Annotated in this window: 26 protein-coding genes; 10 read left to right on the forward strand and 16 right to left on the reverse strand. The window is 69.9% G+C overall.

Annotation, left to right across the window (positions count from 1 at the left end):
• Window positions 1–200: 200 nt before the first annotated feature.
• Together whiG and dprA are read right to left on the reverse strand one after the other, a co-directional pair.
• A complete protein-coding gene (whiG, locus tag ACH4FX_RS25610) occupies window positions 201–1037 on the reverse strand; it encodes an RNA polymerase sigma factor WhiG (RefSeq protein ID WP_398482660.1) in 837 nt (278 codons plus the stop codon).
• A gap of 367 nt (window positions 1038–1404) precedes the next feature.
• Window positions 1405–2610: a DNA-processing protein DprA gene (gene dprA, locus ACH4FX_RS25615; RefSeq protein WP_398482662.1), complete on the reverse strand. Its 1206-nt coding sequence runs from the start codon at window positions 2608–2610 to the stop codon at window positions 1405–1407.
• Between the two features lie 317 nt (window positions 2611–2927).
• Between dprA and ACH4FX_RS25620 the strand changes: the two genes are divergently transcribed.
• A protein-coding gene (locus ACH4FX_RS25620; protein ID WP_398482664.1) for an IS5 family transposase occupies window positions 2928–3736 on the forward strand; the annotation gives its coding sequence in 2 pieces (ribosomal slippage) (window positions 2928–3275 and window positions 3278–3736; 807 coding nt in all).
• Window positions 3737–3850: 114 nt separating this feature from the next.
• On the opposite strand, the gene ACH4FX_RS25625 is transcribed toward ACH4FX_RS25620, so the two are convergent.
• The 14 genes from ACH4FX_RS25625 to ACH4FX_RS25690 all read right to left on the reverse strand — a co-directional run bounded on the left by ACH4FX_RS25625 (window position 3851) and on the right by ACH4FX_RS25690 (window position 14759).
• A complete protein-coding gene (locus ACH4FX_RS25625) occupies window positions 3851–5467 on the reverse strand; it encodes a YifB family Mg chelatase-like AAA ATPase (RefSeq protein ID WP_398482666.1) in 1617 nt (538 codons plus the stop codon).
• Entirely contained in the window at window positions 5467–5853 is a 387-nt protein-coding gene (locus tag ACH4FX_RS25630) for a YraN family protein (RefSeq protein WP_398482800.1), read from the reverse strand. Before ACH4FX_RS25630 ends, ACH4FX_RS25625 begins: the two co-directional genes overlap by 1 nt.
• Window positions 5854–6286: 433 nt before the next feature.
• Window positions 6287–6595, reverse strand: a complete 309-nt coding sequence (locus ACH4FX_RS25635) for a DUF2469 domain-containing protein (protein ID WP_003980220.1) — start codon at window positions 6593–6595, stop codon at window positions 6287–6289.
• A 38-nt stretch (window positions 6596–6633) separates the two neighbouring features.
• The gene (locus ACH4FX_RS25640; RefSeq protein ID WP_398482802.1) at window positions 6634–7110 is read right to left on the reverse strand and encodes an NUDIX hydrolase; all 477 of its coding nucleotides are present in this window, start codon (window positions 7108–7110) and stop codon (window positions 6634–6636) included.
• 169 nt (window positions 7111–7279) lie between these two features.
• Window positions 7280–8005, reverse strand: a complete 726-nt coding sequence (lepB, locus tag ACH4FX_RS25645; RefSeq protein ID WP_398482668.1) for a signal peptidase I — start codon at window positions 8003–8005, stop codon at window positions 7280–7282.
• A gap of 191 nt (window positions 8006–8196) precedes the next feature.
• Window positions 8197–9183 (reverse strand): signal peptidase I, encoded by a 987-nt coding sequence (gene lepB, locus ACH4FX_RS25650; RefSeq protein WP_398482804.1) that lies wholly within the window; start codon window positions 9181–9183, stop codon window positions 8197–8199.
• Window positions 9125–10090 (reverse strand): signal peptidase I, encoded by a 966-nt coding sequence (gene lepB / locus ACH4FX_RS25655; protein ID WP_398482670.1) that lies wholly within the window; start codon window positions 10088–10090, stop codon window positions 9125–9127. The genes lepB (ACH4FX_RS25650) and lepB (ACH4FX_RS25655) overlap by 59 nt, the downstream gene beginning before the upstream one ends.
• A gap of 256 nt (window positions 10091–10346) precedes the next feature.
• Window positions 10347–11246, reverse strand: a complete 900-nt coding sequence (gene lepB / locus ACH4FX_RS25660; protein WP_398482671.1) for a signal peptidase I — start codon at window positions 11244–11246, stop codon at window positions 10347–10349.
• 45 nt (window positions 11247–11291) lie between these two features.
• The gene (gene rplS / locus ACH4FX_RS25665; protein WP_398482673.1) at window positions 11292–11639 is read right to left on the reverse strand and encodes a 50S ribosomal protein L19; all 348 of its coding nucleotides are present in this window, start codon (window positions 11637–11639) and stop codon (window positions 11292–11294) included.
• Window positions 11640–11771: 132 nt separating this feature from the next.
• Entirely contained in the window at window positions 11772–12581 is an 810-nt protein-coding gene (gene trmD, locus ACH4FX_RS25670; RefSeq protein ID WP_398482675.1) for a tRNA (guanosine(37)-N1)-methyltransferase TrmD, read from the reverse strand.
• Window positions 12581–13135: a ribosome maturation factor RimM gene (gene rimM, locus ACH4FX_RS25675; protein WP_398482677.1), complete on the reverse strand. Its 555-nt coding sequence runs from the start codon at window positions 13133–13135 to the stop codon at window positions 12581–12583. The genes trmD and rimM overlap by 1 nt, the downstream gene beginning before the upstream one ends.
• 195 nt (window positions 13136–13330) lie before the next feature.
• Window positions 13331–13570: an RNA-binding protein gene (locus ACH4FX_RS25680; protein ID WP_003980229.1), complete on the reverse strand. Its 240-nt coding sequence runs from the start codon at window positions 13568–13570 to the stop codon at window positions 13331–13333.
• Window positions 13571–13572: 2 nt separating this feature from the next.
• The gene (rpsP, locus tag ACH4FX_RS25685; RefSeq protein WP_003980230.1) at window positions 13573–14013 is read right to left on the reverse strand and encodes a 30S ribosomal protein S16; all 441 of its coding nucleotides are present in this window, start codon (window positions 14011–14013) and stop codon (window positions 13573–13575) included.
• Window positions 14014–14168: 155 nt separating this feature from the next.
• A complete protein-coding gene (locus ACH4FX_RS25690; protein WP_003980231.1) occupies window positions 14169–14759 on the reverse strand; it encodes a hypothetical protein in 591 nt (196 codons plus the stop codon).
• Between the two features lie 689 nt (window positions 14760–15448).
• Here ACH4FX_RS25690 and ACH4FX_RS25695 point away from each other — a divergent pair.
• From ACH4FX_RS25695 to ACH4FX_RS25735, 9 genes are all read left to right on the forward strand, one after another.
• Window positions 15449–16324 (forward strand): methyltransferase domain-containing protein, encoded by an 876-nt coding sequence (locus ACH4FX_RS25695; protein WP_398482680.1) that lies wholly within the window; start codon window positions 15449–15451, stop codon window positions 16322–16324.
• A gap of 360 nt (window positions 16325–16684) precedes the next feature.
• Window positions 16685–17632 (forward strand): GntR family transcriptional regulator YhfZ, encoded by a 948-nt coding sequence (yhfZ, locus tag ACH4FX_RS25700; RefSeq protein WP_398482682.1) that lies wholly within the window; start codon window positions 16685–16687, stop codon window positions 17630–17632.
• A gap of 199 nt (window positions 17633–17831) precedes the next feature.
• On the forward strand, window positions 17832–18203 hold the full coding sequence (locus ACH4FX_RS25705) for a PRD domain-containing protein (protein WP_398482684.1): 372 nt from the start codon (window positions 17832–17834) through the stop codon (window positions 18201–18203).
• The gene (locus tag ACH4FX_RS25710) at window positions 18200–18556 is read left to right on the forward strand and encodes a DUF2620 family protein (RefSeq protein ID WP_398482686.1); all 357 of its coding nucleotides are present in this window, start codon (window positions 18200–18202) and stop codon (window positions 18554–18556) included. The genes ACH4FX_RS25705 and ACH4FX_RS25710 overlap by 4 nt, the downstream gene beginning before the upstream one ends.
• A gap of 88 nt (window positions 18557–18644) precedes the next feature.
• A complete protein-coding gene (locus ACH4FX_RS25715) occupies window positions 18645–20033 on the forward strand; it encodes a YhfT family protein (RefSeq protein WP_398482687.1) in 1389 nt (462 codons plus the stop codon).
• 35 nt (window positions 20034–20068) lie between these two features.
• On the forward strand, window positions 20069–21094 hold the full coding sequence (locus ACH4FX_RS25720) for a phosphotriesterase (RefSeq protein ID WP_398482689.1): 1026 nt from the start codon (window positions 20069–20071) through the stop codon (window positions 21092–21094).
• On the forward strand, window positions 21091–22335 hold the full coding sequence (locus ACH4FX_RS25725) for an aminotransferase class V-fold PLP-dependent enzyme (protein ID WP_398482691.1): 1245 nt from the start codon (window positions 21091–21093) through the stop codon (window positions 22333–22335). The genes ACH4FX_RS25720 and ACH4FX_RS25725 overlap by 4 nt, the downstream gene beginning before the upstream one ends.
• 5 nt (window positions 22336–22340) lie before the next feature.
• Window positions 22341–23528: an alanine racemase gene (locus ACH4FX_RS25730; protein ID WP_398482693.1), complete on the forward strand. Its 1188-nt coding sequence runs from the start codon at window positions 22341–22343 to the stop codon at window positions 23526–23528.
• Window positions 23525–24775, forward strand: coding sequence for a phosphopentomutase (locus ACH4FX_RS25735; protein ID WP_398482695.1), 1251 nt, complete (start codon window positions 23525–23527; stop codon window positions 24773–24775). Before ACH4FX_RS25730 ends, ACH4FX_RS25735 begins: the two co-directional genes overlap by 4 nt.
• The last annotated feature ends 57 nt before the right edge of the window (window positions 24776–24832 follow it).

A 24832-nucleotide genomic window follows, 5' to 3' on the forward strand; every position in this document is an offset into this window, starting at 1 on the left:
CGGCAACAGCCCCCCCCCCCCCCGAGAAAGTCCGGTAGGAGCCGGCACACGAACAGCCCCGCCATAGCGCGCCCCGCCTTCCCCGAGTGGCCCAGACGAACAACGACCACTCCCCCTTCCCCGCACTCCCCTGGACGGGCGCCCCACACCCGTAACAGAGGGGCGCGACGACGAGCGAAGCCGTATCCCGAGCCCCCAGCTCAGCGGCCCACATCCGCCAGCTTGGCACGGAGCTGCAGGACGGACTTGGTGTGGATTTGACTGACCCGGCTCTCCGTGACGCCGAGGACATTGCCGATCTCGGCGAGCGTGAGGCCCTCGTAGTAATAGAGCGTGACGACGGTCTTCTCGCGTTCGGGAAGCGTGTTGATGGCGCGGGCGAGCAACCGCCGCAGTTCGCGGTCCTCAGCCACCTCGACCGGGTTGTCGGCAGCCGTGTCCTCCAGCGTGTCCATCAAGCTCAGCCGGTCACCGCCCTCGCCGCCGACATGCAGCAGCTCCTCCAGGGCGACGACATTGGCCAACGACAACTGGCTGAACACCCCGTGGAGTTCCTCCAGCGCGATACCCATCTCCGTGGCCACTTCCGCCTCGGACGGACTGCGCCGGAGCTTGGCCTCCAGCGTGGCGTACGCACGCTCGACCGCCCTGGCCTTCTGCCGTACGGATCGCGGGATCCAGTCCAGTGCCCGCAGTTCGTCGATCATCGCGCCCCGGATACGCGTGATGGCATACGTCTCGAACTTGATCGAACGCTCGGGGTCGAACTTCTCGATGGCGTCGATAAGCCCGAAGACTCCGGAGGAGACGAAGTCGGCCTGCTCGACGTTGGACGGCAGGCCGACACTGACCCGGCCGGCGACATACTTCACCAAGGGCGAGTAGTGCAGGATCAGCTGCTCGCGCAGCCGTCCGTCGCCCGAGGTCTTGTAGGCGCGCCACAGTTCCTCCAGGGAGGTGGGCGCGGCGGGGCGCACGCTACCGCGCGCGGCGGGGGGCGCGGCCGCGCGGTCGGACCCGGAGGTGTGCTGGGGCATTCGTCGCCTTGAGCCGTTCTGCCGAAACACTGGGGAACACGTGCGTGAGGATGGAATTACTCGTGAGCGTAGCGTGACTGCAGTGTTGCGATGCGCGATGAAGGGTCGTTCGGGAGTGCGCAGATACGTTCCGCTGCCCGCACCCCCGGGTTAAAGAGGACAGCACCGATTCCACTCCCAGGGGGCGGGAGCAGCGTTTCGGGCGCCCGGCGTACGCTCCTCTGTACGCGACTTCGCCACCCAACGGGCATGGCGACGACCGACGCGCTCCGCCACCGTCCGGCGATGGCGGAGCCCCACGAACCGAAGCATGGCAAACCTGGATCCTGCGGTCATTCCTCTCACCCTTTCACCCGTTCACCCCAGGTCAAGGACCGCCTCGCCGGGAGCCCGCGACAGCCGCGGACCGCCGCGCCAACTCCCAGACATCACCACACCTTTGAACGAATCCCAGCGACTGCAGCTCGAAGAGCTTGCCTTGCGTCACTTCCTCTGCCGTGCCCGCGTCCCGCGCCAGCCGTCGTGCGTCCGCTCCACCTCGCGCGGGCACCGCTTCGAGCACCCGGCTCGCCACCGGATCCAGGAGGTCCCGGGCGGACACAGGCCCGCGCTGCACGGGGGCGAGGTCACCGATACTGCCGACCAGCTCGCTCACCTCAGCGGCGTTGGTGACCACGACAGCTTCGCCGCGCAGCAACTGATGCACGCCGGCCGACAGTCCGCTGGTGACGGGCCCCGGCATCCCCATGGTGAACCGGCCCAGTTCCGTCGCTCGCCGAGCGGTGACCAGCGATCCGCTGCGCACTTCAGCCTCAACGACCACCGTTCCCCGGGTCAGAGCGGCGATAACTCGGTTGCGCAGGATGAAACGGCTGCGTGTCGGGTGGTCCCCCGGCGGCAACTCCGCGACCACCAGACCTTGTTCCGCCAGCCGTTGAATCAAGTCGGTGTGTCCCCGCGGGTAGGCGAAATCGACACCGGAGGCGAGTACCGCAACCGTGGCTCCTTCTGCGGCCAGCGCCCCTCGATGCGCCGCTCCGTCCACTCCGTAAGCAGCACCGGACACCACCGTCCACCCGCGATCGGCGAGGCCCGCGCCCAGCGTGGCCGCCATGTGAGCGCCGTACTCCGTGCAGGCCCGAGCGCCGACGACCGCCACGGATCGCAGCGCCCACATCCGTAGGTTCGCACTCCCGCGCACCCACAGGCCGATCGGCCTTCCGTCCGCCAGATCGTCCAGCTGCCGCGGCCACTCGTCGTCCCCTGGGCACACGAACCGGCCGCCAAGATCGGCGATGGCTGCAAGGTCCTCGGCCGCCTTGTTCCACAGGTCCACCCGAGTCGCCCGCAGCCGTAGCCCCTCGAACTTTTCCTTCGACACCCCCGTCGGCATGTCCCGCTCACCCGCCAAAGCCTGTACGAGATGTTCGGGCGTCGTCTGCCGCAGCCATCGCCCCACCGTCTCGTCGCCAGGCTCTACGACACGCGTCAACGCGGCGCGCACCTTCCTCTCCTCCTCTCCTACTTCACGCATGTTCTGTCCTTCCCTTGCTCGTCGCCGAGCAGTTCGCATTCCCCCGCACACCCGTGCTCCTTTCGTTCGCGCTCCCATGCCAGTCGGCACAGCACCATGTAGCCGAAAGAGGTAATTGGGTCTTTGCACGCCGACCCGCCAGGCCGACACGCGTCGTCGGCCTATTCGGTGTTCAGTCATCCGGATCCAGCTCTACGACGTAGAACTCAGACGTCGTCATCGGTGATGGGCGGGAGCCGGGGGACGTGAAGTCGCAGGCCGTTCCACACGTCGATACCTCCGAGGCAACGCCTCCCGAGGCCGCCCCTTCTCTTAGACAGCGTTTCCTTTGGTGCTGGTGAGTCGTTGAGCCGCTCATGGTGGGCTTGGTGGAACGGCTGGTACCCGATGAGTTGTGGGAGTTGTTCCGGCGGGTGGTACCGCCCACGGAGGTCAAACGTCCGCAGGGCGGCGGCCGGCGGCGGTCCGGGGATCGCGAGGCGCTGGCCGCGATCATCTTCGTGGCCACCTCGGGCTGCACCTGGCGGCAGCTGCCGCCGGTCTTCGGCCCTGCATGGCCCACCGTCTACCGGCGCTTCGCCCACTGGAGCCGAGACCGTGTCTGGGCCAGGCTCCACCGGGTACTCCTCGACGAGCTTGGCGCCCGCGGTGAGCTGGACTGGTCACGGTGCGCGATCGACTCCGTCAGCCTGAGAGCGGCAAAAGGGGGCCGCTGACCGGACCGAATCCGACCGACCGCGGCAAAAGCGGATCGAAAATCCACCTGATCACCGACCGCAACGGGCTGCCGCTGTCGCTGGGCATCTCCGCCGCCAACACGCACGACAGCCTGGGCCTGCAGCCGCTGGTGCGTGGCATTCCGCCCATCCGTTCCCGCCGCGGGCCTCGCCGCCGACGGCCGGCCAAGCTGCACGCCGACAAGGGCTACGACTACCCTCACCTGCGAAGGTGGCTTCGTGAGCGGGGCATCCGTCACCGCATCGCCCGCAAGGGTGCCGAGTCTTCACAGCGGCTGGGCCGCCACCGCTGGGTGGTCGAGAGAACCGTGTCCTGGCTGACCGGCTGCCGCCGCCTGCACCGCCGTTACGAGCGCAAGCCCGAGCACTTCCTCGCCTTCGTCGGCATCGCCGCAGCACTCATCAGCTATCGCAAGCTCACCAACTGAAACAACGTCTTAGGCTCTCCCGCCCCCACCCCACCTAGGCACACCCGCGCCAGCCAGCTCAGCCCCCTCCCCCTCTCGCGCTCCCACCACAGATCACTCCGACTCCCCCTCCCCTCACCGAGCCCCCGTCACCACCGGCACCCCCCGTTTGATCCCCGTACGCAGTTCGAGGGCCCAGTTGATGTCCTCCGCCGTGGGGCGGTCGTGGCCGGCCAGGTCGGCGGAGGTCCAGGCGACGCGCAGTACGCGGTCCATGCCACGGGCCGTCAGTAGGCCGGTTTCCAGATCTCGTTCCGCTTGGGCCAACGCGCCCGGGGTCACTTGCCAACGTGTCCGTAGTTCGTGGCCCGGGATCTCGCTGTTGGTGCTCCACGGTGTGTCGGCGAGGCGGGCGGCGGCGCGGTCGCGGGCGGCTCGTACTCGTTCGGCCACTTCGGCGGTGGATTCCGCGCTCTGGGCCAGCGCGAGCAGTTCGGAGCGCGCCACCGGTTCCACCGTCACCCGCAGATCGACGCGGTCCATCAGCGGGCCCGACAAGCGAGCCCGGTAGCGCCGGATGGTGGACGGGCGGCACTCACAGCCACCGCCGAGGGTGCCGTGGCGTCCGCAAGGACAAGGGTTCGCGGCCAGGGCGAGCAGGAATTTCGCAGGCATGCGCATCATTCCCGCGGCCCGTGCCACCACGACGTATCCGCATTCGAGTGGCTGCCTCAGTGCATCCAGGACCCGGGCGTTGCACTCGGCTGCCTCATCCAGAAACAAGACACCGTTGTGTGCCAGCGAGACCGCCCCCGGCCGTGGTAAACCGCTGCCACCGCCCACAAGAGACGCCATGGTCGCGCTGTGGTGGGGCGCGCAGTACGGCGGACGGTCCACCAGAGGCTGTCCAGGCGGCAGGGCGCCGGCCACCGAATGCACCGCCGTCACCTCAAGGGACTCTTTCGGCGAAAGGCGAGGCAGCAGCCCGGGCAGGCGTTCGGCCAGAAGGGTTTTCCCGGCACCCGGTGGGCCCATGAAGAAGATGTGGTGGCGCCCGGCCGCCGCTACTTCCAGGGCTTTACGGGCACCGTGTTGTCCGGCGACGTCCGAGAGGTCCGGCACCCGGTCCCCTTGCATACGCTCCGCACCGATTCCGTTGCCGGGCACGGCCAGCCCCGCCAGCAGCGGGTCCGGGCGGCCCTCCGCTGCCAGGTCCTCTTCCTCCTCTTCTGGTACCGGCTCGTCGGTGAGCACCGCGATCAGCTGCCGGAGGCTGCGTACGCCGAGAACGGCCACTCCCGGAACGAGCGACGCTTCGGCCACCGCCTTCTCCGGTACGACGACCTGGCGGTACCCCGCGTCGGCCGCGGCCAGGACCGCCGGGAGCACGCCGCGCACCGGCCGCACGCGGCCGTCCAGGCCCAGCTCGCCGATCATGACGAGATCTGCCAGCTCGCGCGGGTCGATCCGTTCCGCCGCGCCGAGCACCGCACAGGCCACCGCGAGATCGAATCCGCTCCCGCCCTTGGGGACCGAGGCCGGGCTGAGGCCGACGGTGAGCTTCTTCTGCGGCCATTCGCCGCCGGAGTTCACCACGGCGGCACGTACTCTGTCCCGCGATTCGATCAAGCTCTTGTCGGGCAGACCGACGAGGGTGAAAGCTGCCACACCCGGCTCCAGGTCCGCCTGGACCTCTACGACCACGCCCTCGACCCCGACCAGCGCGACCGAACACGTTCGGGCGAATCCCATCAGGTCACCCCCCGTACGTGCTCCACGAGCGGAGCGCCGCGTGACGGCAGCAGCACTCCGATGACATCGATCCGCACCCCGCCGGGCGGCGGACCGCCGTGCTGTTCCAGCCAACGTTCGGCCAGGTGGCGGAGACGAGCGGCCTTCTCGGGGCGTACGGCGGCCATCGGATGTTCGTACGCACCCGCACGGCGGGCCTTGACCTCGCAGAGCACCAGCGCGTCGCCGTCGGCGGCCACGATGTCGACCTCGCCGTCCTGGCACCGCCAGTTGCGGTCGAGGATGCGCATACCGATGGCGGTCAGGTGTCGTGCCGCCAGGTCTTCTCCGTATCGCCCGAGCGCCCGCCGTGCGCTGGTGACGCGCGGAACACCGGGATCAGCGATTTCGACAGCGAGACGTCGGGGCCGACGGCGGCCTTGGGAGCCGTCGGGGCCCCCTTGCGGAGGCGGCAGGCCGTCCCCGCAGTTCATGACCACTCGTCCGCCCCGGCCCCACAGCCGGCCCTCCGGACTTCGCGGACGGGACGGGCCGCAAGGGCTACTGCGACCGCTTCCACCTGTGCGCCCGCTTCCACCTGCGGTTGCCTGGGGTTTTCCCTCGTTCGTGGCGTTCACTCGGCACCACCTCCGGCACCGACTGTGACGCTTCAGCCCAGACTTATTGGATCTTGGTGGACAACCAAGTGGTTGTGGACAACTTCGTCACTCGACTCGGTGACGGAGGGCTGGAGCGGGAGCACGAAGCAGGAACGCAAAGCGAGAGCGCGGGGAGAAGCACGCGGCGCAAGACCCGGCCGATCGCACCTCGCGCACCGGCTCAGCTGCCCGGAAGGTCCAGATCGCTCTTGTTCAGCTCCTCGATGTTCACGTCCTTGAACGTCAACACCCGCACCTGCTTCACGAAGCGAGCCGGCCGGTACATGTCCCAGACCCAGGCATCCGCCATCGAAACCTCGAAGAAGACCTCGCCCTGTACGGAGTGGACCTGCATCTCGTAGTCGTTCGTGAGGTAGAAGCGACGCTCGGTTTCGATCACGTACTTGAACAGCCCGACGACATCGCGGTACTCCCGGTAGAGCTTCAGCTCCATCTCGGTCTCGTACTTTTCGAGGTCCTCGGCGCTCATGGCAGATCCCCTTCAGCCGTGCGTCCCCCCATTGTGCGTCAGACGCTCTCGGTAGCCAGCAGCACCGGCGCGCCAGGGGGCCCTTCGTCGAGCAGCCTGCGCAGCAGCTCGGCGAATGTTGTCGGATACACCGTCTCATGCGACGCGGAGAGTTCCTCCGAAGTCCACCACCTCAGTCCCGACACACTGCGCCGCTCAAGATCCGTCTGCCCAGACATCTCGGTTGCAGTCCGATCCGTACGGGCCAGGTAGTACCACTCGTCCTGGTCCCAGCGCCGTCCGTCGAAGGGGAAGGAACAGCGCCGCTTCCACAGCAGCGGGCCCAGCTCCACATCGGTGATCCCGGTCTCCTCGGCCAGCTCCCTGCGGGCCGCCTCCTCCCGGGTCTCCGTGCCCTCCAGGCCGCCACCCGGCGTGAACCACCAGGTGCTGGACGGATCGTCCGGCTCATAACCGTGCAACAGCAGAACCCGGTCGTCCGGGTCGAGCAGCACCACACGCGCGACCTGCCGCACCTCCACCGGCGGGCGGGCCGTGGCCGCCGCTGCACCCGGGTACCCACCGGCAAGTCCCCCGGCCGACGTCGCTTCCCCGGCTACCAGATCACCGTCCGGCGCATCCCCTTCCGGCACGCCGCCGCCCCGTACAGTTCCGTCCGACACCCCGCTCGCCTCGTCCGTCACCTCAGCCACTCCTCCGCCTTCTGCGTCGCGCCACCGGCCCGTACGCCGCGCCGCCCAGGATCAGCACCGCGCCGGCGACGATCGCGATCACGATCGTCCGCACCGGACCGGGCTGCGACGTACCGCCGGGCATCGCGGAGAACCCGGCCGGCCGTTCCACCATCCCCATGCTGCCGAGCGGCCACGCCCTGGCGTCCACCCGCGCGTCCACCGCGGCGCGTGACACGGTGCCGTGATCGGCGTCCTTGAGGTGCGTCCGGGAGTCCAGGGAGTCATTGCGGTGATCGCCGAGCAGGAAGAGCTGGCCCACCGGGACCTTCGAGCTGAAGCCGGTCGGCGAGGCCGGGCCCTTGGCGTGCAGATACGGTTCTTCGACGGGCTTGCCGTTGATCGTCAGCCGGCCGTCCTTGCTGCAACAGGCGACCGTGTCACCGCCGACCCCGACGACCCGCTTGACCATCGGCACATCGCCCCACACCGAGTCCCGGAAGACCACGATGTCACCGCGCCGCACCTCCGCGCCGTCCACCTGTTCGGCCAGGACCCGGTCCCCCACCCCGATCGTCGGTGCCATCGAGTCGGTCGGCACCGTGTAGGGACGGTACGTCAGTGCTCCCCATACGAAGCCGCCCAGGAACAGCACACAGCCGACGGCCACGACCACACCCGACAGCACGCTGCCCACCGTCCGGCCGCGATCGTCACCCGCCCGTTCTCTGCTGCTCATCCCAGCTCCCACCCCGCGAGCCCGACCCGCGTCGAAGATCTGCGACGGACCCTACCCGGGCGTACGTTCCCCAGTCAGCACCATGAGCCGCCCGGGACGACGAAACACCGGGTACGCGCGGAATGCGTACCCGGTGTTCCGGTTCAGCCGGCTACCGGACCGCGCACCTCGTGCGCGTCCCGGTCACTCGTTCAGTCAGACGCCTGCTCCGTGGCCCGCGCCGCGCGTGCGGTCCGCCTGCGGCGCCGCCACAGCACGATCGGCACCGCACCCACGAGCCCGAGCGCCGCCGGCGTCGCCGCCATGGCCTTGTTCAGGGCGGGCTGGTCGAACGTGTCCGGCACCGACAGCCACGACCAGCGGTTGATCGGCCAGGCGATCGTGAAGGCGCGCCCCACGACCTGCTTGACCTCGACCGTGCCGTTGCCCTTGAGGTTCGTGTGGTAGCGGGAGTCGAGGGAGTCCTGACGGTGGTCGCCCATCACCCAGATGCTGCCCTTGGGCACCGTGATCTTGTCGATCTCCTTGTCACCGCAGGGCGTGTTGCCGGGGAAGAGGTACTCGTCCTCCTTCAGCGGCGTGCCGTTGACCTTGACCGGACCGGTGCCGTGGCACTCCACGGTGTCGCCGCCGACCGCGATGACCCGCTTGATCAGGTCTTTCTCCTCGGCGGAGGGCATCAGGCCGATGAAGCTGAGCACCTGCTGGATGGCGTTGGGCTCGGGGGTGGGCACCTCGTTCAGCCAGCCGCCCGGGTCGTGGAAGACGACGACCTCGCCGCGCTCCGGCTCCGAACCGAACCACGGGGTGAGCTTGTCCACCAGGACCCGGTCGCCACGCTGCAGGGTGTCCTGCATCGAGTCGGACGGGATGGAGAACGCCTGTACCAGGAACGTCTTGATGATCAGAGCCAGGACCAGCGCGATTCCGATGAGGATCGGCAGCTCTTTCCAGAAGGCACGCGGCTTCTTGCCCTTCTTCACGCTGCCGCTCTCCTCCTCGTCCGCCGGCTGTTCCTTGTCCATCGAGACTCCCGGACCGGGCGGCCTTCCGGGGCCCGTCGGCTGTCCGGGATCCACCGGCCGTGCCGGCCCACCGGGCGCGGCGGTCTGTGCGGACTCACCGCTTCCCGCCGGCTCTTCGGGCTCTCCGGTTCCGGACCGCGCGCCGACCGCCAAGTCCCCCACATCCACTCCTTACTCCACGCCACCGCCCGCCCGATCGTCGGTGCAGGCCCACCACTCCCATAACGAGCGGGAGTTCCGCAGGGGTCGGGAGTACGGACAAACTGTCGGGAGACACACTATGCGGCGTGTGCCCCGACGTCGCCCTCGCACCCGGCGCGTCGCCCACCGTCGCATAGGTCTCCGGCTCCTCCAGGCGGCGCCAGTGCCCCACCGGCCAGGCGATGACCACGGCCCGGCCCACCACGCTGTCCACCGAGATCGTCCCACGGTACGGCTCGTCCAGGTGGTACCGCGAATCCGCCGAGTTGGAGCGGTGGTCGCCCATCACGAAGATCCGCCCGACGGGAACCTTGACCTCGAAGGAGAACTGCGAGGGCGGGTTGCCCGGATGTATGTACGGTTCGTCCAAGGGCGTGCCGTTGACCGTGACGTGACCCTTCTTGTCACAGCACTTGACGGTGTCGCCTCCGACGCCGACCACGCGCTTGATCAGGTCCTGCTCGTCGGCGGACGGAAGCAGCCCGATGAAGGTCAGGAACTCCTTGATCTGCTTGACCACGACCGGATCGTCAGCGGTCTTGACCTGCTCGCCCTTGAGCCAGCCCCCGGGATCCTTGAAGACGACCACGTCACCGCGCTCGGGCTCGGAGCCGAACCAGGGGGTGAGCTTGTCGACCAGGACGCGGTCGCCGATCCGGATGGTCTGCTCCATCGAGCCCGAGGGGATCACGAACGCCTGGACCAGGAAGGTCTTGAGCACCAGCGCGATGGCCAGGGCCACGCCTATGAGGATCGGTATTTCCTTGAGGTAGGAGCGACGCCTGCGGCGTTTGATGCGGCGGGCCAGGCGCCGCCGCTCGGCACGGCCTCCGGTGGCGGGCCTGATCGTGCGCGTCACGACACCGGCGTCATCGCCGTCCTCCGGGGCCCCCGGGCCGTACGGTTCCCCTCCGCCGCCCCCTGGTCCCCTGCGGGCGTACGGTCCACCCTCATGATCGCCGCTTCCGTACGGACCGCCCGCGTACCCGTCGTACGTCCCGTACGCTCCGTCCTCATACGTCCCGTACGAACCCTCCCCGCACGCCCCCTCCGCGCTCAACGCGCCCGCATCCGCATCCACTGCCCCCCGGTGCCCGCGTTTGGACCGCCCCCGGTTACCCATGGCTGCCTGCCGGGCCTGGTATGCCGTCGAAGGCACGCGGTCGGTGCAGGGTCGTCCAGCGATCCGCCGGCCAGGCGATCCAGTCGGCGCGGCCGATCACCTTGCCGACCGGAACGGTGCCGCCCCCCGGTTCGCCGAGGTGGTCCCGTGAATCACGTGATGCGCCGCGGTGATCTCCCATGACCCACAGCTTCCCCTCCGGCACCACGATGTCGAACGCGTCGGAGGACGGCGCGTCCCCCGGATACAGGTAGCCCTCAGCCACCGGTTCGCCGTTCACCTTGATCCGCCCCTGCTTGTCGCAGCAGGTCACCCGGTCCCTACCGACGCCGATGACGCGCTTGATGTAGTCGGTGGCCGCGGGCTCGGCCAGGCCCAGTGCCGCGCCGGCTCCCCTGATCAGCCCCCTGACCGGGTTCTCCGTCGGTTCGCTCTGCAGGAACGAACCGGTGCCGTCGAAGACGATCACGTCGCCCCGGCGCGGCTCGCCGCCGAAGCGGTACGCCAGCTTGTTCACCAGCACCCGGTCGCCGATCCGCAGGGTGTTCTCCATGGACGAGCTGGGGATCAGGAAGGGCTGGATCACGAAGGTGCTGAGCAGCAGGACGAATGCCACGCAGACCGCCAGCAGCAGGACGGGGCGGTGCCAGAGGGCGGCCAGGGCCGCGGCCGGCCGGGAGGCGAGCCGTCGGAGGCGGGACGCCGGGCGCCCTCGCGCTTCTCCTCCGGCCTCCCCGTCCTGATCCGCCTGCTGATCGGAGTCTGACTGCTCGGCCTCGCTCCCCTGCTCAGCGGGGCGTGCGGAAAAACACGCGGAGCGCGACCCCTGCTCCGGCCCCTGCTCGGGGGCGGGAGAGCGGTCGCGCTCCGAAAGCTGTGCGTCGGTGTCCATCGGACCCTGAGCCTATCCGGCCGGTCCAGGACGCCGGACGTCTGTTCAGCTGTCGCGCTTCTCCTTGATCTTCGCGGCCTTGCCGCGCAGCTCACGGAGGTAGTACAGCTTGGCGCGACGCACGTCACCGCGGGTCACCAGCTCGATCTTCTCGACGATCGGGGTGTGCACGGGGAAGGTGCGCTCGACGCCGACGGAGAAGCTGACCTTGCGGACCGTGAAGGTCTCGCGCACACCGGCGCCCTGGCGGCGGATGACGACGCCCTTGAACTGCTGCACACGGGAGCGGTTGCCCTCGATGACGCGCACGTGGACGTTGACGGTGTCACCCGGGCGGAAGCTCGGGATGTCGCTGCGCAGCGACGCGGAGTCGACGGAGTCGAGGAGGTTCATGACCCACTGCTTTCTTCGTTGATGCCACAGGTCATCAACGGAACTGGAAAATGATGATGAGGTTGCCGTTCCGTCGGGCGGGCGTCGTTCCCCCTGTGGCAGGGGCGCACGCCGGACGCACACAGCAGCGGCCTATTCTTCCACGGCGTCGCTCGTACGCCCAAATCGGCCGTTCGTTCCCTCGGCCCATCCGAGGATCGAGAGGGTTTCGCGGTCCTTCTTGTCGAAGGCGGCCGGGTCGGCGCGCTCGATGAGGTCGGGGCGGTTGCGGTCGGTACGGCGGAACGCCTCGTCGCGGCGCCAGCGGGCGATCTTGCCGTGGTGGCCGCTGAGCAGCACCTCGGGGATGCCCCGGCCGCGCCACTCGGGCGGTTTCGTGTAGACGGGGCCTTCCAGGAGGTCGGCCATCGGGCCGGGAGCGAAGGAGTCGTCCTGGTGGGAGGCCGAGTTGCCCAGCACGCCGGGCAGCAGCCGGGCGACGGCCTCGACCATGACCAGGACCGGGGCCTCGCCGCCGGCCAGGACGTAGTCGCCGATGGAGACCTCGCGGACGTCCACGCGGTCGCCGTACTCCTCGATGACGCGGCGGTCGATGCCCTCGTAGCGGGCCGGGGTGAAGACCAGCCAGGGCTTCTCGGAGAGCTCGACGGCGAGCTGCTGGGTGAAGGGCCGGCCGCTCGGTGTGGGGACGACGATGACCGGGTCGCCCTCCTGGGAGTCGATGATCGAGTCCAGCGCCTCGCCCCACGGCTCGGGCTTCATGACCATGCCGGGGCCGCCGCCGTACGGTGTGTCGTCGACGGTGTTGTGCTTGTCGTGCGTCCAGTCCCGCAGGTCGTGGATGCGCACGTCCAGCTGGCCGCGGGCGCGTGCCTTGCCGACCAGGGAGACGTTCAGCGGTTCCAGGTACTCCGGGAAGATCGTGACGATGTCGAGTCGCATCACACGTCCTCGCCGGCGTCACGGGCGGAGGCGATCTCGGCCTGGCTGTCGTCGAGCAGGCCGGCCGGAGGGTCGATGACCGCCTTCTGCTCCGCGAGGTCGATCTCCGGCACGATCTCGGAGACGAACGGGATCATGATTTCGCCGCCGTCCGGACGGCGGACGATCAGCAGATCCTGGTAGGGCAGGTGGGAGATCTCGGCGATGCGCCCGATCTGCGTACCGTCGGTGGTGACCACGTCGAGATCGACGAGCTGGTGGTCGTAGAACTCCTCGGGGTCCTCGGGGACCTCCTCGGGGTCGACCTCCGCGATCAGCAGCGTGTTGCGCAGGGCCTCGGCGCCCGTACGGTCCCGGACGCCCTCGAAGCGCAGCAGCAGACGCCCGCTGTGCACCCGGCCGGTCTCGATGGTCAGCGGGCCGGCGGCGGGCGGGTCCGTGGCGAGCACGGCGCCGGGCGCGAGCCGCAGTTCCGGCTCGTCGGTCCGCACCTCGACGGTGACCTCGCCCTTGATGCCGTGGGCGCGGCCGATCCGCGCGACTACCAGCTGCACAATGGCCCCTCTTCGCGGCGGCCGCCGCCGCTCTCGCGGTGGTGGTGCTCGCCGTCGTGGTTCATCGATCGGTGATTACGGTCATACAGGCATCGTCGCAGATGCCTATGACAACGGGCCGGGGTGAGCCGTAGCCCTCCCCGGCCCGTGCCGGTACTGCCTGGTCCGGGGAGGTCCCCGGTGCCCCGGTTCTGCTCAGCGGACCTGGTCCACGTCGACGAGGTCGACCCGGATGCCACGGCCGCCGATGGCGCCTACGACCGTCCGCAGGGCACGCGCGGTGCGACCGTTGCGGCCGATCACCTTACCGAGGTCGTCGGGGTGGACCCGGACCTCCAGCACGCGCCCGCGACGCAGGGTGCGCGAGGCGACCTGCACGTCGTCGGGGTTGTCGACGATGCCCTTCACGAGGTGCTCGAGGGCCTCCTCGAGCATGATCAGGACTCGGTCGACTCGGAGGTGGACTCGGCCTCGGCCTCGTCCGCCTTCTTGTCAGCCTTCTTCGCCTTCGGGGTGATCGCCTCACCCTTCGGCTCGTCGCCGGCGTCCTTGGCCAGAGCCTCGAACAGGGCGCTCTTGTCGGCCTTCGGCTCGGCGACCTTCATCGGCGCCGGGGCCGGCAGACCCTTGAACTTCTGCCAGTCGCCGGTGACCTTGAGGATGGCCAGGACGGGCTCGGTCGGCTGCGCGCCGACACCCAGCCAGTACTGGACACGCTCGGAGTCGACCTCGATACGCGACGGGTTCTGCACCGGGTGGTACAGACCGATCTCCTCGATGGCCCGGCCGTCACGGCGGGTACGGGAGTCGGCGATGATGATGCGGTAGTGAGGCGCGCGGATCTTGCCCAGACGCTTCAGCTTGATCTTGACTGCCACGGGAGTGGTGTCTCCTGGTCTTGACGTGGTTGGGCACAACGGGATGCCACGTGGGGTTGCGGTACTCGGGTGCCCGATGGACGCGCCAGCCGGAGGAGAGAGGGGTCCTATGCGACTGTCGAGTACAGCTAGCCATTGTGCCACACCACTCCAGGTCAGCCGACCGCGGCCACCTCGGGAATCCGGAACGGCTTGCCGCAGCCGCCGCAGACGATGGGGGCCTGCGCGAGCACGGACGGGACGACCCGGACATTCCGGCCGCAATCACAGACAGCCTTGACGCGTACACCACCACCGGACGAGCCGTGCCGTGCGGCCGGCCCCCGGAAGCTGCGGGCGCTGTCGGCCGTGGTCGCGGCGGAGTGCGCCTTGAGGGCTCTGGCGAGCCGCTCGATGGTGGGGCGGTAGCGCCTTCTGGCCTCGGGGTTGAGCGTGACCAACGAGAAGCCGCTGCTCGGGTGCGGCTCGTCGACGTGGTCGAGGCCCAACTCCTCGGCGATGGCGAGGAATCGTCGGTTGTGGTAACGGCCTGCGCGCGAGGTGTCACGGACGCCGCGGGCGGCGGCGATGCCGTGGACTGCCTCGTGCAGCAGCCGTTCGAAGGAGAGCTCGGCGCCACAGGCGGACGACGACTCCCCGATCAAGGATTCGGGCGCGGCCAGGTCCGGCAGCTCGGGGTGGTGCCGTTGAATGTCGGCCCACGCGAGCGCCAGCTCGGCGGCGAGAACAGGCGGTGTCGTGCTCACGTCGTGACAACGAGCCGGGCCCTTCCAGTGTTCCGATTACGGGGCATCTCAAATAATTTGCACGTACCGGTCAGTTTCTGGTCATGGGTTCCGAGGACGGCGTGTGCGCAGAACTGCGGAGAAGGCGCGCGTCAGGTGCCAAGCCGGGGCGTACCCACGCGTACGCCCCGGCGCGTAAGAGATGTGTACGCGCCTGGACATCCGTGGTCCGTGGGTCGCGGCGTGACGCCGGTGGAGTCCGGTGGGGCTCGGCGGCGTACGCGACGATCGCGATGCTACCGGGAGGCGTGTCCGCTCCCGGCACCGCCCCGCCGCCGGCTTGTAGACACCGTACGGCGCCCCTGCGTCCGCAGGCGGGTCCCGCGTGAAGCGGGAGTGCGGGTCCCGGCGGCGAGCGCCGCCGCCCGGAAGCTTTGTTGTCCACGGGGAATGTCGTCCGCCTGAGGTGGGAGAACGGGCACCTTGGCCCTGGCGTACGTGGTGCGGGCGCGACAGTTTGCGTCACCGTCCCGAAAAGCACCCCGGCGCACTGAGGGGCGCGCGGGAGACAACCCCGGCGCACCTCTGGACTCCGACATGGATGGGGAGTTGTCTGGAATGCGGGGGCGCACGACGCGAACACAGGGGCGGGCCACGGGGGCGATCGACCACTGACAGCTTCGGGTTCTCGGCGGATTGGGGCGCTTTCAATGACATCCACGCTCGCACAGCATCACCTTCAGCAGTCCGGTTCTCCCGGTCCGTACGGCCCTTCCGCACCGACCGACTCCTGTGCGCGCGCCCGGGACTGGGCCGAGATCCAGGAGCGGATGCTGGTGCCGCTGTACGAGGCCGTCTACGAGCGGGTGGATGTCGGGCCGCACACCAGGCTGCTCGGGCTGGGCTGCGGTTCCGGGCTCGCGCTGCTGATCGCCGCCGCGCGCGGCGCACAGGTCTGCGGTGTGGACGTGGACGAACAACGGCTGGATCTGGCGCGGGAACGGCTGACGCCCGACCCCGCGCGCGAGCCCCGGGACGGCGCGGCGCGTGCCACCGTACTGGCGTGCGGCGGCCCGGAGCGGGCGGCGGACCCCAGCGGCGCCGCGTTCAACTTGGTGACGGCCTTTCATCCCGTGGGCTGTGTCAGCAGTATCGAGGGCCTGACGGCTTCGCTGGTGACGTCCGCCGGGCTCGCGGAGCGCGGCAGTCCCGTGGTGCTGGGCGGTTGGGGGCCGGTGGAAAGGTGCGCCACGGCGAGCGTGCTGCGGGTGGCCCAGCGACTGGCGGACCCCTTGCGCACGGCGGGTGGCTGGCGGCCCAGCGGCCGTGACGACCTCGAAGACCTGGCCGACCGGGCGGGGCTGCGACCTGACGGTTCGGGACGGGTGGCCTGCCCGTTCGGCTACGGCGACCTGCCGAGCGCGGTGCGTGGACTGCTGTCGACGGGTCTGTTCGACGCAGCGCTGGAGGTCACCGACCAGGCCCAGGTGGAGAAGGAACTGGGTGAGGCGCTGCATCCGCACCAGCGCCCGGACGGCACGGTCTGGATGGCGAACGTATTCCGCTATCTCATCGCCCGCACGTGAACCTTGCGATTCGCCTCGATGCTGCCGGTCCTGTCCCACCCTGCCGATGTCCTGATGGGTTGATCCACGGGAACTCGCCGCTGCCTGCTGGGCTTTCGCCAGGGCTCCGCCGACCGCGATGCGAGTTCCCGGTCCTGCCGGCCCGGGCCCACGGCGCACGCTGTCCACGTCACCGTTCACCTTTCTCTTTGTTCCGCTGCGCGCGGCGGGGCTGGTCGCTGCGGCCGGGCTTGCCGGTGGAGCCCTCTCCCCTCTCTCCGCCGTAGCCGTGAGCACGCGTGAGCGCGTCACCGCGGCGCTTCGCGCATTCACCCCTGCGAGCGATACCCAATATCCAGAATTCTGTTTACTGTCATTTCCATGAACAGCATCGACGAACGGTTCCTGACCCGCAACGGACACGCCGCCCGGCGGCTCGCCGCCCTCTTGATCAACCAGCCCACCGAGGGCGAGGCCGCACGGCTCCCGCGGGTGCGCGACCTCGCGGAGGAGCTCGGTGTGGGCAACGGGACGGTGCAGGCCGCGCTGCAACTACTGGAGGAATCAGGCGCTATAGACACGGTGGCCCGCGGCCACCTCGGCACCTTCCTGGTCCGCGCCGACCGCACCATACTGTGGCGCCTGGCCGGGCTGGGCACCGTCCTCGCCGCGATGCCGCTGCCCTACTCGCGTCGCTACGAGGGCCTGGCGACCGGACTGCGTGCCGCGTTCGAGGAGGCGGGAGCGCCGTTTGCCATCACTTTCATGCGCGGCGCGGCGACCCGCGTGGCCGCGCTGCTGGACGGGAAGGTCGACCTGGCGGTGCTGTCCCGCTTCTCCGCCGACACATTGATGGAGGAGCATCCGATCGACCTGATCGCCGATCTGGGTCCGGCCACCTATGTCGGTGCCCACGGGCTGCTGTTGCGGCATGGCGTCCAACTCGACCGCGAGGGTCTGCGGGTTGCGGTGGATCGGACGTCGGAGGACCAACGGGTGCTGGCCGAGCGGGCGTTCGCCGACCGCGCGGACGTGACATGGCTGGAGAGTTCGTTCATGCAGCTGTACGACCTGTTCGCCCACGACCGGGCCGACGCCACCGTCTGGAACCTCGACGAGGTGCAAGGACAGCTGGGCGGTGAGGTGGACGTGCTGCCGCTCGGCGACGAGATCACCGGCGATCTGTCGCTCCGCAACTCCAGCGCGGCGCTGATAGCCCGGAGCGAGGGCAGCGAGGCGCTGGCAGCGGTGAGCGGAGCGCTTGATCTGGAGGCCGTCACCAGTCTGCAGACCGAGGTGCTGCGAGGGGAGCGCATGCCTTCCTACTGAGACACCGAACCGTTCGAGACGGCCGTGGCCCGGCCGGGCCTGGCCAGGTCCTGCGAGCCCGGTGAGGGCAGAGGTGCCGGTCCGACCGTGGCATGGAGCCTGCCGGCCGGCGATACCGCCCGCGCTTCACATCCGCTCTCGTGCTTCACCCCAGCTTCGAGAAACCCAAACCTGTCGTTGGCTACCGGGAAGGACGACGATGGACCCCCTGCTCGCGCAGCGGATCCGGCTCTTTGTGGAGAGCGGTCAGGTGCGGCCCGAGGTCGCCGCGTTCGTCCGGGCCGAACTGGACGCGCTGGCCGCCGAAGGATGCGCGGTCACCGAGGACACGACAGGGATGCTCACCAGCCATCTGCTGATGGCACTGACCCGGCTGCAGGACGGCGAGCCGGTGGAGGAATTCCGCACCGACGACGTGGTGGCCGCGGAACTGGCGCACCACCCGCACGCCGTCCAACGGGCCCGAGCCGTCTCTCTACGGGCCGAGCGCGCCCTCGGCGCGCCGCTCCCCGAGTCGGAGATCAATTTCCTGGCGATGCACCTCGCCGTTCTGCGAAAGGACACACTATGACGGTCATCCTCACCGGCGGTGTCGCCAAGACCGAGGTCGCGGACACCGTGCGGCGGCTGGCACTGCCCGGCGTCGAGGTCGTGGTCAGCAATGACATGGACGCCGCGGCGCATCTGCGGGCCGGTCGGGCCGACTACTTCCTGGGCACCTGCCAGACGGGGGCGGGAGCGTCGCTGGGCGTCCTGGTCGGGCTGCTGGGCACCGCCACCTGCCACACCTTCGGCCGCTCCGTGCCCTCCGCGGACGAGATCGACGCACTGCTGGAGCAGGGCAAGAAAGTGTTCGGCTTCGCCGTGGACCAGGTCAACGCGATCACGCCCGCTCTGGCCGGGGCCATAGCCGCCCGTACGTGACCGTGCCGGACCTCCCCAGGGGCCCGGCGGACCTCGGCCCCGCGGGCCGTATCCCCGATGACGTGCCAGGGCACAAAGGAGTGACCCCGTGAGCAGCACCGTCCTCGCCGCGAGCACCGGTCTCGACTTCTCGCCGGCGCAGAAACTGACCGTCGTAGCCCTGTGCGCGCTGACCGCCTTCCTCTCGCACCTGGCGCTCGCCGTCTTCAACGACGGCGTCCGGCCCTTCCTGCTGGACTTCGTTCAGGGCCGTACGACCCGGAGCGCCACCACGGCGGTGTCCTTCGGTCTCTCCGCCGGGTTCATCTTCGGGCTGGGCGCACCGATGGCACTGTCCTCCGGGGTGCTCAATCCCTGGCTGCTCTTCCTGCCCACCGACATCCTGGGGCTCCTGGCGCGGAAGAAGTGGCTCGCCCCGCTGCTGGGCGGCGCGTGGGGCGGGGTGATCGTGCTCGGCCTGAACGGTGCCAACAGCCTGGCGCACGATCTCCCGGTCGACTTCCTGACCGCCCTGCAGCAGATGGCGACGCCGATCCTCTTCCTCTTCACGCTGTTTCCGGTGCTGGCGATCACCAAGCAGTTCGGGAAGCTGCGGGGCGCCCTGGCCGGGGCGGTGGAGCTGGCACTGGTCGTGCTGACGATGAAGGTGTGGCCCGATGTGTTCGCCGGGGCACCGGCCATGGCAGTCGGTGTGCTGATCCTCATCGGGTTCGCGGTGAGCAGGGACGTACGGCAACGCCGGGCGGCAGAGCGGGCGGTCGCGGACGCGGCGCTGTCGGCGGACGGCGAGGTCCCGACGGTCACGGCAGGTATACCGTCCGGCCCCGGGGAGACGGATCCGATGGCGTCGTTGTTCGGCGCCAGCGCGGCTCGACTGCGCCGGCACCTGCCGTTGTTCATGGTCCTGGGTGCGGGTGTCTGCCTGCTGTGCCGGCTACATGTGTTCGGCGGCGGGGAGGCGACCAGTTTCCTGATCGCCAAGGGCCACTACGCGGAAGCCGCACAGGTCGACTTCTACCGGGCCCTCGGGTTCCTCCCGTTGATCGCCACCACCGCGCTGGCCTCTGGCGCGTACGGAACCGTCGGGTTCACGCTCGTCTACCCCATCGGCTATCTGGTACCGAGTCCCTGGCTGGCGTTGGTTTGCGGCGCTCTGGTCTTCGCCGCCGAGGTGCTGGCGCTGAGCTGGATCGGCAAGGCGCTGGGCCGGCTTCCTTCGGTGCGCGACTCCTCGGAGCACCTGCGCAGCGCCATCGGCGACACCCTGCAACTGGCCATCCTCTTCGGGTCGTTGATGGCCGCCCATGCCATGGGCGGCGGGCTCGGGATTCTCATAGCCGGCGGCCTCTATCTGCTCAATGAGGCAATGGGCCGGGTGGTGGTCCGAATGGCCGCCGCGCCCGCCGCGGTCGTCGTGACCGGCATCGTCCTCAACCTTCTGTACTGGCTGCACCTCTTCACCCCGATCAAGAGCTGAGCAGGCGTAGGAGTACGCCGGGAAAGGCAGGGCCCATGAACTCCCTCTTGCGGACCGTCACCGGCCCGCTGCCCGCGACCGCCGTGCTGGGCCCCGTGCTCGCCCACGAGCATCTCGCCCTCGATCTCGCCCGGCCCACCGACCGTGCGGCCTCACTGGAGGCCCGGCACTTCGAGGCGGTGGTCGGCGAACTTGCCGATGTCCGCCAGCGGTTCGGGCTGTCGCTCGTCGTCGAGCTGACCTGCCGGGGAATGGGGCGGGACCCTGCTGCGCTGGCCCGTATCTCCCGGGAGTCGGAGGTCGCGGTCGTGGCGGGCACCGGCTGGTATCACGAAGCATTCCATCCGGCCGAGGTGGCCGGCGCGAGCATTGGGGAGCTGACGGACATCCTGGTCGAGGAGATCGAGAGCGGCATGGGCGCCGATGGCCCGTACCCCGGCGTGATCGGAGAAGCCGGCAGTCACGGGGATCTGCCGAGCGAGCCGGAGGTCCGTACACTCACCGCGGCCGCCCGTGCCGCCGTCACCACGGGGCTGTCCCTGGCGACCCACGCGCAGTTGGGGCACGGCGGCCTCGCCCAGTTGGACGTACTGACCGCGGCCGGGTTGGCACCGCATCGGATCAGCGTCGGCCATCAGGACCTGCTCGACGACCCCGCGGCGCATCGGAAGCTGGCGGCGGCAGGCGCGTATGTCGCCTTCGACACCGTCGGCAAGGAGAACTATCAGAGCGACGCGACCAGGCTGCGGCTGTTGCTCGCATTGCTGGAGGCCGGGCACGCGGACCGCGTACTGCTCAGTTGTGATATCTCACGGCACGGCTATCTGGTCGACGAGGGCGGTCAGGGTTACGGGCACCTGTTCCGGTCCTTCCTGCCGCGCGTGCGGGCCGCCGGAGCGGACGACGAGCTGATCGATCTGCTGACCCGCCGCAATCCGCTGCGCTTCCTCACGGGCGGGGAGAGAACGGCCTGGGAGGCGCCGGCCGGACAGCCGGTTCGGCAGCGGCCCGCGGGCACGGCCCGGGACAGCGGCCGGGCGGGAAGGGAGTCGTTGGCATGAGCGTACGGCTGCCCCGGACGTTTCCGTTGCCGACGGTCGCGTTGGAGGACGCGGTGGCGAACCAGTTCCGGCTGATGGAGTGCGTCGCCCGGCATTTCGAGGGCCAGCAGCTCTTCGAGGCGGATGCGGGCATCGTGCCGGGGCTGGGGCGTCCGCGTACCACCGCGCGGGTCGAGGCCGTCCTCGCGGAGTTCTTCGGGGCTCCGGCCGCGGCGCTGGTGCAGGGTGCGGGCACGGGGGCCATCCGGGCCGCGCTCGGCGCCGTGCTGAGCGCGGGTGATCCACTGCTCGTGCACCGCGCACCGGTCTACCGGACCACCGGCACCGCCCTGCGCGGGCTGGGGGTGGCGCCGGTCGAGGCGGACTTCGACGACCGTGCCGCGCTGGACCGGGCGTTGTCCTCCGGCCGGTTCCGGTGGGCGTTCGTCCAGCACACCCGGCAGCGAGCGGCGGATTCCCACGATCCGGGCGAAGTGCTCGCCGCCTGCCGGGCCGCCGGCGTGCGCACCATCGTGGACGACAACTACGCGGTCTTCCGGGTGCCCGAGTGCGGTGTGGAACTGGGCGCGGACGCTTCCTGTTTCTCCCTGTTCAAACTGCACGGCCCAGAGGGGGTGGGCGCTGTCGTCGGAGCACGGGATCTTGTGGAGCGAGTGCATGACGACAATTACTCGGGCGGCGGCCAGGTGCAGGGACACCAGGCGCTGGATGCGCTGCGGGCGCTCAGCCACGTACCGGTGATGTGGGCGGTGCAGTCCAGGACGGGCGCGGAGGTCGCCGAGCGGCTGGCGGCCGGGGAGGTGCCCGGGGTCGCCGAGGTGCGGATCGCCAATGTCCAGGACCGCTGTCTGCTGCTGCGGCTGGACCGGCCGGTGGCCCGTGCGGTGCCGGCCGCCGCGGCCCGGTACGGCGCCGCCCCGTATCCCGTCGGTGCCAACTCCCGCTACGAGATCGCTCCGCTCTTCTACCGAATGTCCCGTTCCGCCCTGGAGGACGCGCCGGAGCTTGCCGACTGGACGGTGCGGATCAATCCGATGCGGGCGGGTGCGGACCTGGTGATCGACATTCTTCGCCGCGCGCTGCGCGACCTGGGCGATATCTCCGGTGCCGGCTCTCCGGCCGGCACCGCCGCAGTGCATGGCCCCGGACTCGTATCGTCACCCGCGCCCGGTGCCGGCGCCGGCGCTCCACGAGCCGCAAACGGCGCGTGCAGCTTCCGTGATCTTGGGAACGGGGGCTGATCGCCGTGTTCCTCGACGCCGTCCTCGCGCGTAACCCGCAACTGGTCGACTACGCCGCCGAGCTGCACCGCACCGGCGTCGTGGAGCCGGACACGTACGTCATGGATCTCGACGCCGTCGAGGCCAGCGCCGCGTTGCTGGCAAGCGAGGCGGGACGGTGGGGTCTCCGCCTGTGGTTCGTGGCCAAGCAGTTCGGGCGCAATCCCGCGCTGGTCCGGGCCATCGCCCGGCACCTCCCGCGTTTCGCCGCCATCGATGCGCGTGAGGCCCGCGCCCTGCACGCGGCAGGTGCGAGGCCCGGGAATGTAGGCCATCTGATGCAGGTCCCTCGCCAGGCGCTGCTCGGGATTCTGGCTTGGCGTCCCGAAGTGGTCACCGTCTTCGACGTGGCCAACGCCCGTACCGTTTCAAAGACGGCACAGCAGCTGGGCTACGTACAGGATGTCTTGGTGCGGGTCGAGGGCGCGCCCGGCACGGTTCACCCGGGGCAGGAGGGTGGCGTACCGCTCGATCGGCTGGAGGGCTTCGCGGCCGAGGCGGAGCAGTTGCCCGGCATTCGCTTGGCCGGGGTCACCGGCTTCCCGTGCATCCAGTGCGAGCCGGGGTCCGGACAACCTCGGCCCACCGCCACCTTCGAACTGGTACGTCAGGCCCGCGCCTTGCTGGCGGCGCGCGGGCACACGGACCTCAAGCTCAGCGCTCCCGGCGTCACCTGCGCGGCCACTTTGCCGATGCTCGCCGAGCTGGGCGCCACCCATGGTGAACCCGGGCACGCCCTCACCGGCACCACTCCCCTGCACGCCGTCGACGGGGAGCAGCCGGAACGGCCGGCGTACGTGTATGTCACCGAGGTGGCGCACACTCTCGCCGATGGGCGGCCAGCCCTCCATGGGGGCGGCTTCTACCGTCGGTCCGGAGTCGAGACGGCGTTGATCCCTCGGACCGGCGCCCGGCTCGCCGTTCAAAGAGCCACTGCCGAAAACATCGACTACTACCGTCTGCTGGCTCCCGGGGACGCCCGGCCAGGCGACACCGCCGTCCTGGCGTTCCGAACGCAGATCTTCGTCACCCGGAGCAACGTCGCCGTCGTCTCCGGCCTCACCACCGGCAGACCGCGGCTGACCGGCCACTACGACGCGCTGGGCCGACCGCTCGCGGAGGGTGCGGCCGGGAAAGGGGCGGGTGGGCCATGAGCAGGGTCGTCATCCTCGTCATCGACGGCTTCGGTGTCGGAGCGATGCCCGACGCGGGTGCGCCGCGGCCCGGTGACGCTGCCGCCGACACACTGGGCCACCTCCTCGACGATCATCGTGCGGCCACCGGCCGGCGTCTCCAGCTGCCCGTCCTCGAAGCTCTCGGCCTCGGCCTCGCCCACCCGCATCCGGAGCTGGCACCGGTGCCCTCCCTCCCGGTGGCCGCCGGCCGCGCCGCGCTCGGCTATCCGGGCGCCGATACGTACGCCGGGCACCAGACGATGATGGGGGCCGACTTCAGCCGGGTGACCGCGGTTCGGCTCGCCGGACACCTCGACGAGGTCGCCACGGCCCTCCGGGCGAGCGGACACCATGCGGATCGCCTTGCCGGACGTTCCTTGCTGGTGGTGGACGGGCGGGCCCTCGTCCACGACAACCTGGAGGCGGACCCGGGCGTCAATTGGAACGTCTCTGCCCGCCTGGAGGACCTTTCCTTCGCGGAGATCGTCAGCATCGCCCAGGTGGTGCGTTCGGTGGCACCCGTCGCCCGGGTGATCGCCGTGGGCGGCCACGCCGACGCCCCGCTGGAGAGTTTCGTACGGGACGGCGATCTCGGCACGGTCGGCCTGGACACCCCGGCGAGCGGCTTCTACCGGAACGGCGGGCTGGCGGTGCGACACCTCGGAGCACCGTTGGACCACACCCGCCGACTGCCGGAGCTGGCAGCCGCGGCGGACATCCCCGTGACCCTCGTGGGCAAGGCCGCGGACGTCCTGGCCTGCGATGCGGCGATCTGCTGCCCCGCCGTCAGCACCGCCGAGGTTCTGGGGCTCACCCTCGACGCGGTACGCCAGGCTCCGGACACCGCGCTGGTCGTCAGCAACGTCCAGGAGACGGACCTGGCGGGACACCAGCAGGACGCCTCGCGTTACGCCGCCGTGCTCCGGCGAACCGATGCGGTGCTGGGCGCGCTGCTGCCGCTCCTGGCGTCCCCCGGCGACCGCTTGATCATTACGGGTGATCATGGCAACGACCCGGTCATCGGCCACGCCGGTCACACGCGGGAATACGTACCGGTGCTGATCCACCGTCCCGAGGCCACCGGTTTCGACCGGCTGCCGACGGCCCGGACGCTGGCGGACGTGGGGGCCACGGCAGCGGACGCGCTCGGACTGCGGGCCGCGGCGCTGGGGAACGGCACATCTCTGCTGCGGCCGGTGGGCGGATCGGCGGGTGCGCCGCGATGACTCCGCAGATGAGCCCCCGGCCGGGGGTCCGGCCAGGGGCTCGATCAGACAGCTGGG

This window comes from Streptomyces sp. NPDC018019, from assembly GCF_044327805.1.
Classification (GTDB): Bacteria; Actinomycetota; Actinomycetes; order Streptomycetales; family Streptomycetaceae; genus Streptomyces.